The 15,274-nt window shown below is 73.0% G+C and carries 14 protein-coding genes and 1 pseudogene; 9 read left to right on the top strand and 6 right to left on the bottom strand.

Going from position 1 to position 15,274, the window contains the following annotated elements:
- The first annotated feature begins 43 nt into the window (after positions 1-43).
- The 3 genes from ACFY7H_RS02440 (at position 44) to ACFY7H_RS02430 (ending at position 3,574) form a co-directional block, all read left to right on the top strand.
- Positions 44-1,108, top strand: coding sequence for an alpha/beta hydrolase family protein (locus ACFY7H_RS02440; protein ID WP_388931880.1), 1,065 nt, complete (start codon positions 44-46; stop codon positions 1,106-1,108).
- 244 nt (positions 1,109-1,352) lie between these two features.
- Complete coding sequence (locus ACFY7H_RS02435; RefSeq protein WP_388931879.1) at positions 1,353-2,870, top strand: alpha/beta hydrolase family protein; 1,518 nt, start codon at positions 1,353-1,355, stop codon at positions 2,868-2,870.
- Positions 2,871-2,938: 68 nt separating this feature from the next.
- Entirely contained in the window at positions 2,939-3,574 is a 636-nt protein-coding gene (locus ACFY7H_RS02430; protein WP_388931876.1) for a VOC family protein, read from the top strand.
- A gap of 341 nt (positions 3,575-3,915) precedes the next feature.
- On the opposite strand, the gene ACFY7H_RS02425 is transcribed toward ACFY7H_RS02430, so the two are convergent.
- Positions 3,916-4,710: a barstar family protein gene (locus ACFY7H_RS02425; protein ID WP_388931873.1), complete on the bottom strand. Its 795-nt coding sequence runs from the start codon at positions 4,708-4,710 to the stop codon at positions 3,916-3,918.
- 355 nt (positions 4,711-5,065) lie between these two features.
- On the opposite strand from ACFY7H_RS02425, the pseudogene ACFY7H_RS02420 reads away from it, so the two are divergent.
- The 3 genes and pseudogenes from ACFY7H_RS02420 to ACFY7H_RS02410 all read left to right on the top strand — a co-directional run.
- Positions 5,066-5,209, top strand: a pseudogene (locus ACFY7H_RS02420) (NAD-dependent epimerase/dehydratase family protein); the annotation flags it as partial.
- 467 nt (positions 5,210-5,676) lie between these two features.
- Positions 5,677-6,093, top strand: a complete 417-nt coding sequence (locus ACFY7H_RS02415) for a hypothetical protein (protein ID WP_388931871.1) — start codon at positions 5,677-5,679, stop codon at positions 6,091-6,093.
- Positions 6,090-6,422, top strand: a complete 333-nt coding sequence (locus ACFY7H_RS02410) for a winged helix-turn-helix domain-containing protein (RefSeq protein WP_388931868.1) — start codon at positions 6,090-6,092, stop codon at positions 6,420-6,422. The genes ACFY7H_RS02415 and ACFY7H_RS02410 overlap by 4 nt, the downstream gene beginning before the upstream one ends.
- A gap of 75 nt (positions 6,423-6,497) precedes the next feature.
- Here the strand turns inward: ACFY7H_RS02410 and ACFY7H_RS02405 are convergent, their stop codons facing one another.
- Positions 6,498-7,376: a potassium channel family protein gene (locus ACFY7H_RS02405; RefSeq protein WP_388931865.1), complete on the bottom strand. Its 879-nt coding sequence runs from the start codon at positions 7,374-7,376 to the stop codon at positions 6,498-6,500.
- 419 nt (positions 7,377-7,795) lie between these two features.
- On the opposite strand from ACFY7H_RS02405, the gene ACFY7H_RS02400 reads away from it, so the two are divergent.
- A complete protein-coding gene (locus ACFY7H_RS02400) occupies positions 7,796-8,272 on the top strand; it encodes an ATP-binding protein (RefSeq protein ID WP_388931862.1) in 477 nt (158 codons plus the stop codon).
- A gap of 328 nt (positions 8,273-8,600) precedes the next feature.
- Positions 8,601-9,773, top strand: a complete 1,173-nt coding sequence (locus ACFY7H_RS02395; protein WP_388931859.1) for a PP2C family protein-serine/threonine phosphatase — start codon at positions 8,601-8,603, stop codon at positions 9,771-9,773.
- 35 nt (positions 9,774-9,808) lie between these two features.
- On the opposite strand, the gene ACFY7H_RS02390 is transcribed toward ACFY7H_RS02395, so the two are convergent.
- From ACFY7H_RS02390 to ACFY7H_RS02380, 3 genes are all read right to left on the bottom strand, one after another.
- On the bottom strand, positions 9,809-10,312 hold the full coding sequence (locus ACFY7H_RS02390; protein WP_388931856.1) for a MarR family winged helix-turn-helix transcriptional regulator: 504 nt from the start codon (positions 10,310-10,312) through the stop codon (positions 9,809-9,811).
- A gap of 98 nt (positions 10,313-10,410) precedes the next feature.
- Entirely contained in the window at positions 10,411-11,679 is a 1,269-nt protein-coding gene (locus ACFY7H_RS02385) for a PP2C family protein-serine/threonine phosphatase (protein WP_388931852.1), read from the bottom strand.
- The gene (locus tag ACFY7H_RS02380; RefSeq protein WP_388931849.1) at positions 11,676-12,701 is read right to left on the bottom strand and encodes a SpoIIE family protein phosphatase; all 1,026 of its coding nucleotides are present in this window, start codon (positions 12,699-12,701) and stop codon (positions 11,676-11,678) included. Before ACFY7H_RS02380 ends, ACFY7H_RS02385 begins: the two co-directional genes overlap by 4 nt.
- Before the next feature lie 550 nt (positions 12,702-13,251).
- On the opposite strand from ACFY7H_RS02380, the gene ACFY7H_RS02375 reads away from it, so the two are divergent.
- Positions 13,252-13,755: a MarR family winged helix-turn-helix transcriptional regulator gene (locus ACFY7H_RS02375; RefSeq protein WP_388931846.1), complete on the top strand. Its 504-nt coding sequence runs from the start codon at positions 13,252-13,254 to the stop codon at positions 13,753-13,755.
- 92 nt (positions 13,756-13,847) lie between these two features.
- Here ACFY7H_RS02375 and ACFY7H_RS02370 read toward each other — a convergent pair whose 3' ends face one another.
- On the bottom strand, positions 13,848-15,128 hold the full coding sequence (locus ACFY7H_RS02370; protein WP_388931844.1) for a PP2C family protein-serine/threonine phosphatase: 1,281 nt from the start codon (positions 15,126-15,128) through the stop codon (positions 13,848-13,850).
- Between the last annotated feature and the right edge of the window lie 146 nt (positions 15,129-15,274).

Raw genomic sequence — 15,274 nt, 5'->3', positions numbered from 1 at the left:
TTCCGATGTTGCATGAAGAACCGAACAGAGGCGGTCAGACGTCATGTCTCCCAAGCTCCAGCCCCGACGGCGCGGGCTCCGCATCGCCGTGTGGTCGCTCGTCCCGGTCCTGCTCGTGGCCGCCGGTCTCGTCGGCGTGGCGCTGTGGCAGAACACCTACGCCATGGAGGAGCGACGGGTCTCGATACGCCACGGCGGCCACACCCTCAACGGAGTGCTGGCCACCCCCAGGGACGGCCGCGAGCGGCACGGCCTGGTCGTGTACGTCCACGGCGACGGCCCCGTCAGCGCCACCCACGACGACGGGTACAAGCCCATGTGGGAAGCGAACGCCAGGGCCGGGTACGCCTCCCTGTCCTGGGACAAACCCGGAGTGGCGGGCGCACCCGGCAACTGGCTCGACCAGTCCATGGACGACCGGGCCGACGAGGCCGCCGCCGCCATCGCCTGGGCGCGTGCCCGCCCGGACATCGACGGCGACCGGATCGGGCTCTGGGGCGCCAGCCAGGCGGGCTGGGTCGTGCCGAAGGTCGCCGCCATGACGCCCGTGAGCTTCGTCATCGCCGTCTCGCCCGCGATCAACTGGCTCCAGCAGGGCCGCCACAACCTGCTGGCCGAGCTGCGCGCCGCCGGCGCGTCGGAGGTCCGCGTCCAGGCCGAGATCACCAGGAGCGAGGCGACACGCCGGCTGTTGGAACGCGACGCGACCTTCGAGGAGTACGTCAGGGCGATGGGCGGCGACGCGAACGGCATGACCGCCGATCGCTGGGGCTTCATCTCCAAGAACCACACCGCGGACGCCACGCACGATCTCCGCGCTCTGCACGGCGTACCCGTCTTGCTGACCCTCGCCGGCCACGACGTCAACGTGGACACCGCCGACACGGAGCGCGGCTACCGCGGGGCGCTGGACGGAGGCGGCGCCCTGACGGTCAAGCGGTACCCGGACGGAGCCCATTCACTGCTCAAACGGTCCATCGAGCAGTCGGACCTCAAGACCACGCTCACCGCGCTCCTCTCCCCCCGTTCGCTCTTCGCGGAGGGATTCCTGGACGACCAGCGGCGGTTCCTCGAGGATCTCGGCCCGGGCGGCAACGCCACTCCGTGACGCCCGGCGCGACTGACGGTCAGAGGTGCGGCACCGTTCCCACCAAGCCGACGGGCCGGCCCGAGTACGAGAGCCACCGCGCCCCCGAACGCTTCCCGCGCCGCGCATCAGCCCCGCGTCGGAGCGCGAGGTGGCGGGGTACGACCGCAGGAGGAGACCCGCCACCTCCTGCGGGCGCACGCCGGGCGCCGGTCCGGGGCGCCCGGCTGCCACTCCGGTCGCATTCGGCGGCGACCCGGGGCCGATGCGGCGGCGCGGGCCCGGCGCCGAGCATGGCCGGGTGACCGAAACCATCCCGGGGCTGTTCCTGTCCCTTCCGGAAGTCCTCCTCCTGCTGGGCGCCGTCGCGCTGCTGGTGGCGCGCCGGCTCCCCCCGGCCGCCCGCCGGCCCGTCACCGTCGCGGCGGGGGCGGTCCTCGTACCGTCGGCGCTCGTGCTGGGCGTCGTGGGGCTCCGCTGGCAGATGCTGCCGGTCCTGTCCGGCGCCGCCGTCGCCTCGGCGTTCGCCCTCCCGCCCCTGCTGCGGCGCGGTGCCGGCCGACCGGCGTGGCGGGCCCGCTGGTGGCTGGCCCTGCCGGGATCGCTGGCCTGCGCCGGCCTCATCGCCACCGGCCCGGTAGCCGCCTGGGCCTTCCCCGTGCCCGTCTTCCCCGAGCCGACGGGCGCCTTCGCGGTCGGCACCCGGGTGGTGCAGTGGACCGACCCGCAGCGCCCCGAGGGTTTCACCGCCGATCCGGACGACCGGCGCACGGTCGTGGTGCAGCTCTGGTACCCGGCGCGGAAGAGCCCTGCGGGCGTCCCCCGGGCCCAGTACCTGGGACGCACGGAGGGTGAGGCGCGGACCGTCTCCGAGGCCCTCGCCGACGGGGTCGGCCTGCCCGGTTTCCTGGTCGACGGCGTCCCGAGGGCCCGCAGCCGCGCGGTCGTCGACGCCCCGGTGGCCGACGGGGGCGAGCGGTTCCCGGTCGTCCTCTTCTCCCCGGGGTCAAGCGGGGTGCGGTCCCAGAACACGGCCTGGGCGGAGGAGCTGGCCAGCCACGGCTACCTGGTCGCCGCCCTCGACCACCCGTACGACTCCAGCGTCGTCGTCCTCGCCGACGGCCGCACGATCCGCACCGCCACCGTCTCCTCCGGGGACCGCGACAAGGACGCGGAGCTGGCCGCCGGCTGGACGGCCGTCCGGGCCGCCGACCTCGGCTTCGTACTCTCCCGGCTGGAGCGACTGGACCACGGTGAGACCCCCGACGCGCTGGCAGGACGCCTGGACACCGGCCGCGCCGCCGTGGCCGGCCACTCCCTGGGCGGAGCCGCCGCCCTGCAGGCGGCCCGGCAGGACCGCCGGTTCGACGCCGTCATCGACCTGGACGGCTACCCCCACGGCCCCACCGCGCCCGCCCTGGAGCAGCCGGCGCTCGCGCTCACCCAGGAGATCACCGCCGGCACGGACCCGCGCTACCTGCCCCGGCTCACCGAGGCCCTCGAGAACAACACCGCGACGAGCTACCGGCTCACCGTCCCCGGCGCCGGGCACCTCACCTTCATGGACGGCCCGCTCTACCTGCCGCCGGTGCCCTCGATCGTCGGCACCCTGGGCCGCACCGAGAGCCCGCGCGTCGTCGCCGCGGCCACCCTCGCCTTTCTGGACGCCACTGTGCGAGGCCGCCCCGGCGACGTGGCCGACGCCCTCCGGGCCTACGGCACGGTCTCGTCATCAGCAGGGGCCCGGGGAACCGCGACGCCGGCCCCGGAGCCCCGCGGCTGAATCCACGGCGTACGGGGTGGTGTGCGTGGCGCCGGGATTTGTGCGGGTTGTCGGGTGATGATGGCGCGGTGCGACTTGATCATGTGTCCTACGCGGTGGCCCGCGACAGCTTCGTCTCGACCGTCCAGTGGATCGGATCGGCCCTCGGAGCCGGGTTCGTCGACGGGGGCGTGCACCCGCGGTTCGGCACCCGCAATTTCGTTCTCCCGCTGAGCGGCGGCACCTACGTCGAGGTCGTCACCACACTCGACCACCCCGCCGCCGACCGCGCGCCCTTCGGCCAGGCGGTCGCGCGCCGCGCGGCCGAGGGCGGCGGCTGGCTCGGATGGGTGGTCTCCGTCGACGACATCGCCCCGGTCGAGGCCCGCCTCGGCCGCACCTCGGCCGAGGGCCACCGTGTCCGTCCCGACGGGTACGACCTGAGGTGGAAGCAGATCGGCCTGCTGGAACTGCTGGACGACCCGCAACTCCCCTACTTCCTCCAGTGGTTGGTCCCCACCGAGGAGCGCCCGAGCGCCGGCCCGCACACCTCCACCACCATCCGCGGGGTCTCCATCGCCGGTGACGCCGCCTCCATCGCCGAATTCCTCGGCGAACCGGCCGACCACCCCCTCGACCAGATCGACGTCACCTGGGTCGAGGACGAGGAACCGGGCCTGGTCTCGGTCGAGTTCGCCACCGCCCACGGACCGGTCACGATCTGACCGGGGCCCGACCGCCCCTGTGACGAGCAAGAACGCATACCCGGGTCACGTGGTTCCGCTCGACCCCCACGGCCCCTGGCCCTCGCCCCCGGCCGGGGCCCAGTCGCTCCGTCGACGCCAGGGCGAGCCGCCGCTCGTCCACCACGCTCATATAAGGGTTCTCGTCGGCCTCCCTGGACCGCCGCGCCACCAGTGCGCGAGCGACGGCCGCATGGAGCCGGCCGCTGCAGCACCGGGCCGGGCCCGGCTCTGAACCACGTACCTCGCCTCGGCATCCCACACGCTGCCGTCCGCAGCAGTCCGACTGGCCTTCCCGAGTGACGCCTCGAAGCGACCAGCCGTCACCGAAGGACGACGCTCACGCCCTGTTCCTCGAGGATCCCCACAAGCAGGTCGAACAGCACAACCTCGCGATCTCCAGACGGCACGCGCTCCACCAACCGCATCCGAGCCTCGGCCGAGGAATCCCAGTGCAAGGTAAACGGAGTAGTGGCGCCCCAGCCTCCCCGCAGACAGTCGTACAGGGCGTCCAGGTTCCAGCCGAAGTATCCTCCGGGGCCGTTGACGGCCTCACCGATCGCGCAGTAGAAGCTGTCCCTGTCTACGATCTGCCGACCGTCCAAGGCGAACACCTGACCTGCGGGGGCATCAGGCCTTCCCTGCCGCCGGTACTCCCGGGACCACAGTGCCACCGATAGCCACGCGTGTCTGTCCGCGGCTGCGAGTTCGTGCCACATGCCTGCTTGGTTCAGCTGACCAGCACGGAGCAGACCCCACGCTCGTTCCGCTCCGGGCAAGGCGTTCTCGCACCACAGCGTCACAGTGAGGTCGACAAGGCCGGCTGCGCGGGCGGAAGGCTTGACGTCAACGACGGTGACCTCGTTGACGAAGTAGGACCCCATGGTGGCACCGTCCCCGTCAAGGAGGTCGAACCAGGCGTTCCCCGCCATGGCGCGACGACCACCGACATGGCGGACGCTCCTCAGCAGGCCACCCTGCGGGAGACACCCTTCGAGGTGCACTCGGCGTGCGCCCTCCGCGCCCGGCAGAGGCGTGAAGAACCCCTCGGCCTCGTGAGTGAAGCTCCAGAAGTCACTGTCGTCTCCGTCCGCGGTCAGGGCGTACTTCTGCCCCATGCCGCCCCGCCCTGCTGTTCGCATCGCACCCTTCATGAGAGCGCTGATCTTACCGACGCTCACCGACTCGCCGGGCAGTCGCCGGCATCGTCTCCCGGCTGCCCTCCAGCAGGAGGCCGGCGCATCCCAAGCCGAGGGGACGGAGGCCGACGCCGCCGCCGGGGGATCCACTCTCAGCCGCGCCACCGCAGAGCCCCGCGGTCGACCGCCGGACGCAGTGCCTCCCGTCCACCAGGAGTACTCCTTGACTGTGTCCCCTGCACACGAACGGTGGCGTGCCCCATTCGATGACGGAAGTCTTACGTCCGGACGTGGAAGCGGCCGTGCGCATGCGAAGTTCCGTAGCGTCCACCGTTTGCGCGTACTCGTCACAGGAGGCGCCGGTTTCATCGGCGCGCACATCGTCACGGCATTGAACGAGGGCGGGCACGCCCCCGTGGTCCCGGACGCGCTCCTGCCGGCCGCCCATCCGGTGCCGCCGGCTACGCCGAGGAGGAGGGCTACGCGGACGCCTCCGCCCACGGCCGGTACGCCCTGCTGCGCCTGCTGGTCCCGGGCTCCCGGGCGCTCCCCCTGGTCGTGGCAGGCATGCTCGCCGTGAGCGGGTACGTACTGCGCCGCGGTGACCCCGAACGCCCTTGGAGCGGAGCGCTGCTGGTCACGGGCATCGCCTTCCTGCTCATGACCCCGGGCTACTCCTGGTACGCGCTCCTGCTGATCGCCCTGGACGCCTCGACGGCCGCTGGGAATGGCTCGGCATCGCCATGGCGGGCGCGGCCGGGTACGGCGTCGGCCGGCCGCTCGGCGGCGCGACGGGCACGGTTGCCTACGCGCTCGCCGGAGCGGCCGTCCTGGCCGGTCAGGCGCTGCACCGTCGTTACATATCTGGCAAGTAGTTGCTACTCTGGCAAGTACATGCCGGGTAGACAGATATGAGGTGCCCGGCGACCACGGGAGGGGTTCGGGATGAGTGAACGGGCTGACGCAGCCGCGGCGTTGAAGGGGATGGCGCGGATCGAGGCGACAGCGCGGGGGCGGAGCGGCTGGCACACCCGCTACCTGTGGCTGTTCGCCGCGTGGCAGTTGGTCCTCGTGCCCGCGGTGCTGCTGTGGCACGGGCCGAGAGGAACGATCGTCAGCACACTGGCGAACGCCCTCGTGGTCGTGGGGCTGTCCGTGTTCGCCGTGCGGCAGCCCGTGGTCCCGCGCGGCTACGCCGGCCGGCACCTCAGGGTGATCGGCGCTTGGGCGGTCACCTACGCCTTGGCCCTCGCCCTCGGCCTCACCGCCTTCGTGGACAGTGTCGCCTTCGCGGCCGCGGCCGCCCTCGCGTGTGCGCTGCCGGCCGGCTTCACGGCCTGGCGGGAGGCGCGCTCCGCATGACCCCGGAAACCGCAGCGGCCGCAGGGCGGAGCCCTCACCCGCGACACGGGCTCGAAACCCTCCTGGCGTCGGCCGTGCGCCTGTCGATCGTCGCGGCCCTCGCCGGCGTGGAGAAGGCCGAGTTCGCCTACGTGCGCGATCTCGTGGAGATCACCGATTCCGCATTGTCGAAACAGGTCTCGCGCCTGGAGGAAGCGGGCTGGGTGACGGTCGAGAAGGGACAGGTCGGCCGCCGGCCGCGGACCTGGCTGCTCCTGACCGAGGCCGGAACCGCCGCATACCGGCGTCACATCGCCGCGCTCACGGCGATCGCGGGCCCCCTGCACTGACGCGGAGCGGCGCACGGGGCCCTGTTCCGGCCGGCGTTCGCACCGTCCGTCCTCGGAGTCGTGGAGCCGCGCGGGTCAGGCACCCCCGGCGTGGCGGCCGTGATCACTCGCGAAGGACGCGAAGACCTGGCGCGCCGTGCCTCCGGCATGCAGGAAGCGTTCGTCGAGGATGGCGGCCAGGTCGTCCAGCGCCGCCCTCAGCACCGCGGCGGAGAGCCGGACGTCCGGGTGACGGGCGCCGGCCGCCTGGTCCGCCAGGTTCAGGGCCCAGGTGATCTGGCGGGCGAGGGAGGTACGGTCGTCCCCGTCGTGGAAGTAGTAGGACTCGGCGTACTGCTGGAAGTCGACGGACACCACGGAGACGGCCCCGGCCAGGCCGTCGAGGATGGCCGCGCCCGCGTCGGCGTCGATCTGCTCCGTCGAAGGACGGGTACGGGCGAGGTGCGAGATCCGCAGGGCCAGGGCCCGGCGCCTGGCGAGGGCGGGGTAGATACCCAGGGTCCAGGCCACCGTGGCGCTGAACAGGGCGAAACCGACGACGGCCTCCACGGGGGCGAGGATGCGCAGCCACCCCTCGGCGGGCGCGATGTCGCCGAGGCCGAGGGTGGAGATGTGGACCAGGGATACGTACAGGGCGTCCGGAAAGTCCGCGTGCTCGGCGGGGCGCAGACCGGAGGCGTAGGTGAAGGCCCGTGGCATGTGCGGCCAGTAGACGAGAGCCCATCCCAGGACCGCGGTGAGGGCCCACACGGCGACGACGACCACCATCGCGACGGGGCCCGCCAGCCCTGAGGGCCCGCGGCGCAGCGGCCGGCGGGAGGACAGCCGCCAGAGCGTCGTCATGACCAGACGGCTGAGGCCACCGTGGCGCGTGGGGTGCCACAGGGTGTGGAACACGTCCCGCAGGACGACCGACACGAGGACCGCGCCCCCGAAGGTGATCAGCCAGTTCATCCCCGTCGCCTTCCCCCTCATGGCGTCCTCAGCCCACCGCGGGAGCCCTCACGGGCGATCACCCAGCACGCCGTGTTCGCTCAGGAAACCTCAGATCCGGACAACGATCGCATCACCGACCCCCGGAAGCGCGCTTCGGCGCCTCTCGACAGCGATCCGCACCACTAAAGATCCCGTAAAGAGCGTGCCGATACGCCACTCCGCTTCGGCACCGCCCCTCGCCGGACCACGGACCGCCGGCTCGCACCGGCTTCGCACGGCGAGGAAGAGCCCGGAATGCGGCTATCCGGCACGGCGTGACAGGTGGTGTTACACGCCTGTTATTCCGGGCAACTGCTTCGAGGTGGAAAGCCGTCGTAACCGGAAGGCCAGAAGCCGAGGTGAGCCGCGTGAATCGCTGGGAGAAGAGCACAGCCGTTGTGTCGGCACGGGAAATCGTCTGCCTCTCGGCACGCCGGCCCGGAGCTGCCGCGGAGGCGCGCAGGCGGGCACGGGGGTTCCTGCGGGGTCTGGACCCGGCCGTCGAGGAGGACGTGGGCGACGCGGTCGTGCTGGTCGTCTCCGAGCTGGTCACCAACGCCCTGCGCCACTCGGGCGGCACGTGCTCCTTCGAGCTGGCGGCCGCCGAAGGCCATGTCGACGTCTGTGTGCGCGACACCGGCTCCCGTCTCCCGCTCATCCGTCCCCCCGACGTGAGCGGTGAGACGGGCGGGTTCGGACTGCCCTTGGTGCACCGCCTGGCGAACGCGGTCACGGTGACCCGCGAAGGGCGCGGCGGGAAGACCGTCCGCGCCCGCATGGCGCGCCATCCGGCCCCGACGGCGCGCGGACGCAGGGCCGCGCCGTCCCCCTCCGGCGATGTGCGGACCAAGCGTGACGACCATGAAGGTGGCTGACTGCCCTCAGGCCGTCTCTTCCGGGTCTTGCTCCCCCAGCTACCGCTGGGAGGTACCCCCAGACCCGCGACGCCTGGCACGGCCCCTCGCCGCGTTGTGTCGGCACAGCCGAGTACGTCCAGTACGCGCGCTGTGCCTCCGCCTCGCGAGGCACCGCACCAGACGCCGCGGGCTTGACCGGCAAGACCCGAAAGAGACGGCCTAAGGCTGCGGGACCCGCTCGGCCTGGTGGCCGTGCGGACACCCCCGGCCGCGTACGGCTCATCGTGCGCCCGCACACCACAGGTCTCATCCCCCTTCGTAACGTCTCGACAGAATGGCCCTCACCATGACGAACTTCCTGGCCGTGGAGCGCGCTGTCCGCACGGCGGCCCCGGACGACCTCCTGCGTACGCTCCGCGACGCGCTGGTCGAGCACTTCGAGGCGACCGCGGTGGAGCTGCTCATGGCGGATTACAGTCTCACGTGCCTGCAGCCCGTGACCTTCCTGCCCCACACCGCTGAGCCGCTCCCCGTACAGAGCACCCCCGAAGGCAGGGCGTTCGCCAGTCAGGAGCCGTACCGGCAGGACGCGGCCGAGAACGACGCCGTCGATCTGCATCTGCCCGTCACGGTACGGGGTGACCGGTTGGGGATCTTGACGGTGCGCCTTCCCGAGCACAGATGCACGTCCGAGGCCGTCCGCGAACTGAGGGAACTGGCAGAGCTGCTGGGGCACGAGATCATCGTGGCCGAACGCGACACCGACCTGTACCTCCAGGCACGCCGGGCCTCCCGGCTCACCCTGGCCGCGGAGATGCAGTGGCAGATGCTGCCCGCTCGCTCCTGCGCCCGTCCGGAGTACGCGATCGGCGCCCAGCTGGAGCCCGCTTACGACATCCACGGCGACAACTTCGACTGGTCCACCACCGGAGAGACCCTCACCCTGACCGTCACCAACGGCATGGGCAAGGGGATCGAGGCGTCACTGCTGACGAACCTCGCCATCAACGCCCTCCGCAACGCCCGTCGGGCGGGCATCGGGATCGCCGATCAGGCCGCTCTGGCCGACCAGGCCATCTACGCCCGTTACCGGGGCACGGAGTACGTCTCCACGCTCCTGCTGTCCGTCGAGCTGGCCACGGGGCGCGGGCACGTGGTGGACGCCGGCTCTCCGCAGCTGTGGAGGCTGCGGGACAAGGCGGTGGAGCGCGTCGAGTTCGAGGCGCAGCTCCCCTTGGGCATGTTCGAGGAGACCCCTTATGTGACGCAGGACTTCGCCGCGCTGCCCGGCGACCGGCTGGTCTTCGTCAGCGACGGTGTGTACGCGGCCGCTTCCGCGGGCGGAGAGGCGTACAGCGAGCGGGCGCTGGCCCGGGCCATCCAGGCCACCCGTCTGCTGCCCGCCGCCGCGGTGCCGCGTGGCATCCTCCAGGAACTGGCCGTGCACCGTGGCGCGGACGCCGAGGACGACGCCCTGGTGCTGTGCATGGACTGGTTCGGCCGCGCGGTCGCGGGCTGAGGTGCCCGGCCCCGCCGCCCGGCGGCATCCGTCGATCAGGCGATGTCGCAGATGCCGTTCGCGGCGGGAGCTTCTTCGGTGACGCCCATGTGTTCCAGGGCGGCACTGTGGAACGCGGTCATGCCCTCGAAGAGGGCTCGCTGCTGCGCGGGCGACATGCGGGTGAGGACTGCCTGGAGCTCGCCCGCGCGGACGGCGCGTACGGACGCGAGGACGGCGCGTCCCCCGCGGCTGAGCCGCACCTCCAGTTCCCGCCGGTTGGACGTGGCGCGGGAGCGGTGGATGAGGCCGGCGGCTTCCAGCCGGTCGCACAGCCGGCTGACGGACGGGGGCGTCGAGCCGAGCACTTCGCCGAGGTCACGCAGGTTCATGCCCTCCCGCTCGTCGATCACGGAGAGCGCGCGCAGCTGGGACGGCGGCACGGCGGTCATGGCTTCCTGACCGCGGCCCCAAAGCAGGTCCAGCATCTCCAGGAGAGCGGACGCCTCGAGAGCCACCTGTTCAGGGTGGGGGGACGGCAACGGGAAGGCGTGCGGCATCGCACCAATCTAGTCACCCCTGCGGGCGTTCGCCAGCCCGCTCGCGTGTGCCCATCCGCGGCACACGGGGTGCCGCCCGGTCGGGATGCCGGTCCGGCTCATCTCTTCGGTCCCCTCATTCTGAAGGCCAGGGCCAGGGTGTCGTCGGCGTGGGACACGATGGTGTGCATGTCAGCCGCGACGGCGCCGGGAATCTCGGCCATCGGCAGGTGGGCGTGGTCGCGCAGTGCCCGGATCAGCCTGCGCTCGCCTTCGATCATGTCCCGGCGGCTCTCGGTGAGCCCGTCGGTGTACAGGAGCAGCAGGTCTCCCGGTGCGATGGGGACGGTCAGGACCGTGTCGCTGCCCGGAGAGGGGAAGCCGATGCCCCTGCCCCTCACCTCCAGGTAGTGCGCCGTGCCGTCGGCCCGCAGGAGGAGGGCGGGCGGATGGCTGCCGTTGGCCAGTTGCAGTTCCCCGGTGGCCGGGTCGAGCCGGCCCAGGAGCACCGTGGCCATCAGGTCCGCGTCGATGGGTCTCAGGAGGTCGTGCGTCCGGGCCAGGAGCGACTGCAGGGAGTGTCCCTCCAGTGCCAGCGCCCGCACGGCGTGGGTGACGGTGATGGCGCTGCGGGTGCTGGTGACGCCATGGCCCAGGGCGTCGACGACGGTGACGTGGACGGTCCCGTCGGGCATCACGAACCAGTCGTACAGGTCTCCGCCGGTGGGGGCGGCCGGGTCGGCGGGTGCGTAGTGGACGGCGAGTTCGAGGCCGTCGACTCGCGGTGGCGGGGGGCGCAGTGCGTCCTCGAGTTCGCGCAGCACCCTGCCGTGGGCGCTGCGCAGCTGCTCTTCCTGCTCTGCGAGCTGTACGTAGAGGGCCAGGACGCCCGCGTTGGTCTCGGCCAGTTCGTGCTTGAGGAGCCGGTGGTCGGCCGCGAGCGAGTCCGCGAGGGCGAGTGCGGCGCGCATCTCCTCCTCGGCGTCGGCCTGGGCGTCCGCGTCGGCCCGGGCGTCGGTCCACCGCCCAAGGGACGTCTGCTTCCGGGGCGGGGGGAGCCGGCCCGGGGAGTGCGTGAGGGCGGTCCGCCAGGTGGCGGAGGTCGCCGTGGTGGTGGGGGCGGGCAGCGCCGAGCCGTCGCAGGGCAGGGCCGCGGCTGCCTGCGGGGCGGTCAGGGTGACGACGAGCTGGGCGCCGTCGTGTCCGGTGCCGTCGCAGGCGGCGGCGAGCTCGACGTGGTGTCCGGCCTCGAACTGCCCCGTGGCCAGTTCCGTGACGGACAGGACCAGACGGCCGCGCACCTCGGCGGGCAGCCGGTGGTGGTGGGCGAGGGCGCGTACGGCCCGGCGCAGGGCCGTCACGTCGCGGAAGGTCTCCCCGTGCGTCATCGTGAGCTGCGGGGCCGGGCCGCGACCACGGTGGCGTCGTCACGGGTGCGGTGGTAGCCGTGCACGAGGGCGGCGGCGAGCAGGGGGGCCGGCAGACGCAGCAGATGCGACGGTGGGGTGTGGGCCCAGCGGAGGTCGATGCCGTCGCTGTGGAGTACGACGGTGGCGGCGCCGGCGAGCGGGAAGCCGTACGTCCGGGGCGCCGGCATCCGCCAGCCGACCGTACCGGGCCGGCCGGTCAGCCGGTGGTGGACCTCGTCCGGGCCGATGGCCACGGCCCGGACGTTTCCGACGCCGCAGTACTCGGCCTCTCCGGCGGCAAGCCGCAGCAGGCCGACGGCGGCGCCGCGGGTGTGGCGCAGGGTCCGGTGCATGGCGGTCATGATCTCCGTGAGCGGCCGTTCGGCGTGGGTCCGGAAGGTGCGCACCGCCGCCTGCGCGGCCTCGGAAGCGTCGGGGCCGTGCCCGAGGCCGTCCACCACGGCGGCGGTGCGCAGACCGGTGAGGTCGGTGACCGCTGCGGCGTCCCCGCACTCGTCCTCGTGCGCGGCGGGCAGGCTGAGGAGTCCTACCGCCTCCCGGGCCGCCTCGCGTGCGTCGGGAAGGGTGAGCCGGGCGCAGATCAGGGTTCCGGTGCCGGCGCGCGTGCTGATGGTGAGGTCCGTGGCGATGCGGCGGACGGCGCCGAGCCCCGCGCCGAGGGTGCCCTTGGTGGTGTAGCCGTCGGTGAGGCAGCGTTCGAGTTCGGCCATGCCCGGCCCGCGGTCCGCGGCCAGGATCTCCAGACCGCCGCCCAGCGGCAGCGGCTGGAGGTAGAGGCTGCCGTCGACGGCGTGCTTGTCGAGGTTTCCGGCGAGCTCGGAGGCGAGGACCGCCGCCAGGTCCGGCATGGCACCGGGCAGCCCGCATTCCCGTGCGAGGGAACGGGCGGTCTCGGCGGCGTCGTGCACGGCGCTGTGGTGGTCGATCCGCACCCGGCGGGTCGCCGGCGCGGGAGAGCCGGCCATCAGTGCGTCCACCACCTGTCGTGTTCCCCGGTCTTCATGTGGCGCCCCTTCCGCAGGCCGGGGGCCGCGGTGCGGCTGTGGCAGGCCCCGGCGGCCGGTGATGTCGCTTCCGCCGCTCCAGCCGGGGCTCTGCGCGTGGGCGGGTACGGACCGCGCTGCTGATCACGAGGGTGCCTTTCGGGCAGGGGCCGGGGCCCGTCGGCAGGTCCGGATGTTTGCCCGACGGTAACTGTTGCCCTGCGGCAACTATAGGCAGGGCGGGCCGCCGAAGGAAAGCCGGACCCGCACCCGCCGGCCACTCTTCGCAGGCCGCCCGGCCATGAAGTCGTGGCGGTCCGCGGCAAGATGACGGCCGACGCCGGCCCGGCGCGCCGACCGCTCCTCACCTTCCCGGTTCGGGAGGCCACTCGACAGCCGGGACAGAAGTTGCTCGTGCTGTCGTCGGGATACGGGCGGGACGCGGCCGTCCCAGAGGGCATACTCTCGTCAGAGAGGGCAGACGCGGGAGACCCCGCGCGGAGGCGGCGGCGGATCGCGGCGGCCTCTGGGGGCATTGCACCTGCTCATGGAGGCGACCGCCACGATGGACCGCGCGGAACCGGCCGACGATCCTCTGTACGGGGCATCCCGTGAGGTCGCGGACGCCGCCGAGGCGTTGGTGGACTGCTGGAACCGCGCGGGCCAGAACTCCTCACCCCGCCTCTCCGCCCTTCAGGTCCGGGCCCTGGTGGCCGTACGGCGCGCTCCGGGAGCCAACCTCTCCCGGTTGGCGGAGATGGTCGGCGCATCGGTTCCGGCAGCGAGCAGACTGTGCGACCGGCTCGAGGCCGCAGGCTTCCTGCGCCGCGACCGCGCCGCCACTGACCGCCGCGAGATCGGCCTCTCCCTCACCAAGGACGGCGCGGACGCCCTCCTGTCCCTGTCCGAACGGCGCGCGGAGGACCTGCGCGACGTCCTGCAGCGCTTGCCCGACGAGGAACGCGACGTCCTGCTGGCCGGCCTGCGCGCTTTCACCCGCGCCGCACACCCCCCGGACAGCGTTCCACCCGGCCGCGCCCCTGGACGGTGAGTGGCCGCGGGGGTGCTCCGGTCGAACCGGTCCCCACGGGCCGCCTTCGCACCGGTCCGGCCCGCCGCCCTCCACCGAGTACCTCACCCCCGTCACGCGGGCCGAGGCGGCGCCGACGGCGGTACGCGGGGTGTGATCCGGACGGCCAGGGCGAGGGTGTCGTCCGCGTGCGGGACGACGGAGTGCATGTCCGCGGCGATGGCGGCAGGGACTTCGCGCAGAGGACGGTCGGCGTGCGCCCGGGCCGACGCGATGAGCCTGCGCCCGCCTTCGACCGGATCCTCGCGGCTTTCCACGAGTCCGTCGGTGTACAGCAGGAGCAGGTCACCCGGGGCCAGGCGCTCCCCGCGCACTGCCTCGCCGCCCGAGCCGGGGTAGCCGATGCCCCTTCCCCGTGCTTCGAGGTACCGGGCTGTTCCGCTCGTCCGCACCAGAACCGGCGCGGGATGGCCGCCGTTGGCGATCTGGAGTTCCCCCGTGACGACGTTGAGCCTGGCCAGGAGCACCGTCGCCATCAGATCGGCATCGAAGGACATGAGGATGTGGTGGCTGCGGGCCAGGACGGAGTCCAGCGAATGCCCCTCCAGGGCCAGAGTGCGCACCGCGTGGGTGACGGTGATGGCGGTCCGGATGCCGCGCACGCCGTGGCCCAGGGCGTCGACGACGGTGATGTGCACCGTGCCGTCCGGCAGGGTGAACCAGTCGTACAGGTCGCCGCCGGTCGGGGCACCTGGATCGGCGGGGGCGAAGTGCACGGCCAGTTCCACCCCCTCTACCTCCAGCGGCTCGGGGCGCAACGCGTCCTCCAGTGCCCGCAGCACCCGTCCGTGCGCCCGGCCGGCCTCCTCCTCCCGCTCTTCCAGGTGGACGTACAGGGCCAGGACCCCGGCGTTGGTCTCCGCCAGTTCGTGTTTGAGCCGCCGGTGTTCGGCCGCGAGCCCGTCCGCGAGGGCGAGGGCGGCACGCAGTTCCTCGTCAGCCGCTGCGGTGTGGTCGGCCGGTGTGCCGGGGCCGTGCTCGGGTCGCTCGGCGCGACGCGTTCCGCCGGGGGGCGTGGATGCCGGGGCCGGCAGGGTGATGTTCCAGGTCACCGAGGTGGCGGAAGCGGCCAGCGCCGTCAGGGCGAGCCCGCCGGCCTGCAGGGGGCACTGTGCCCGGGGAGCGGTCAGGGTGACGGCCAGGTGGGCGCCCGTGCCCGACGCGTCGCGGACGGCGGTCAGCCTGACGGGATGCCCGGCCTCGAATTCGGGGGCGGCCATGTCGGTGACGGACAGGACGAGACGTCCCCGCAGGTCGGCGGGCAGCCGGTAGACCGCGGCCAGGTCGCGCACCTCTTCGCGCAGCGGCGTCAGAGCCCAGAACAGCCGGCTCATGGTCGCGGGGTCCGAGCCGCCACCGTCGCCGCCCCGCCCGCGTCCGCCGGGTGGCCCGGAAGCGCGGACCGCGCCTCCGGGCGGCTCCGCAGGGGGAGTTGGACGCGCGGGGACGGCCGCCCCGCGGTGCGCGGCGCGTCCCGCAC

It is taken from the genome of Streptomyces sp. NPDC012794 (assembly GCF_042901085.1).
GTDB lineage: Bacteria > Actinomycetota > Actinomycetes > Streptomycetales > Streptomycetaceae > Streptomyces.
The sequence above is the reverse complement of the archived record's forward strand: the minus strand, read 5'-3'. Positions and strand labels throughout refer to the sequence as shown.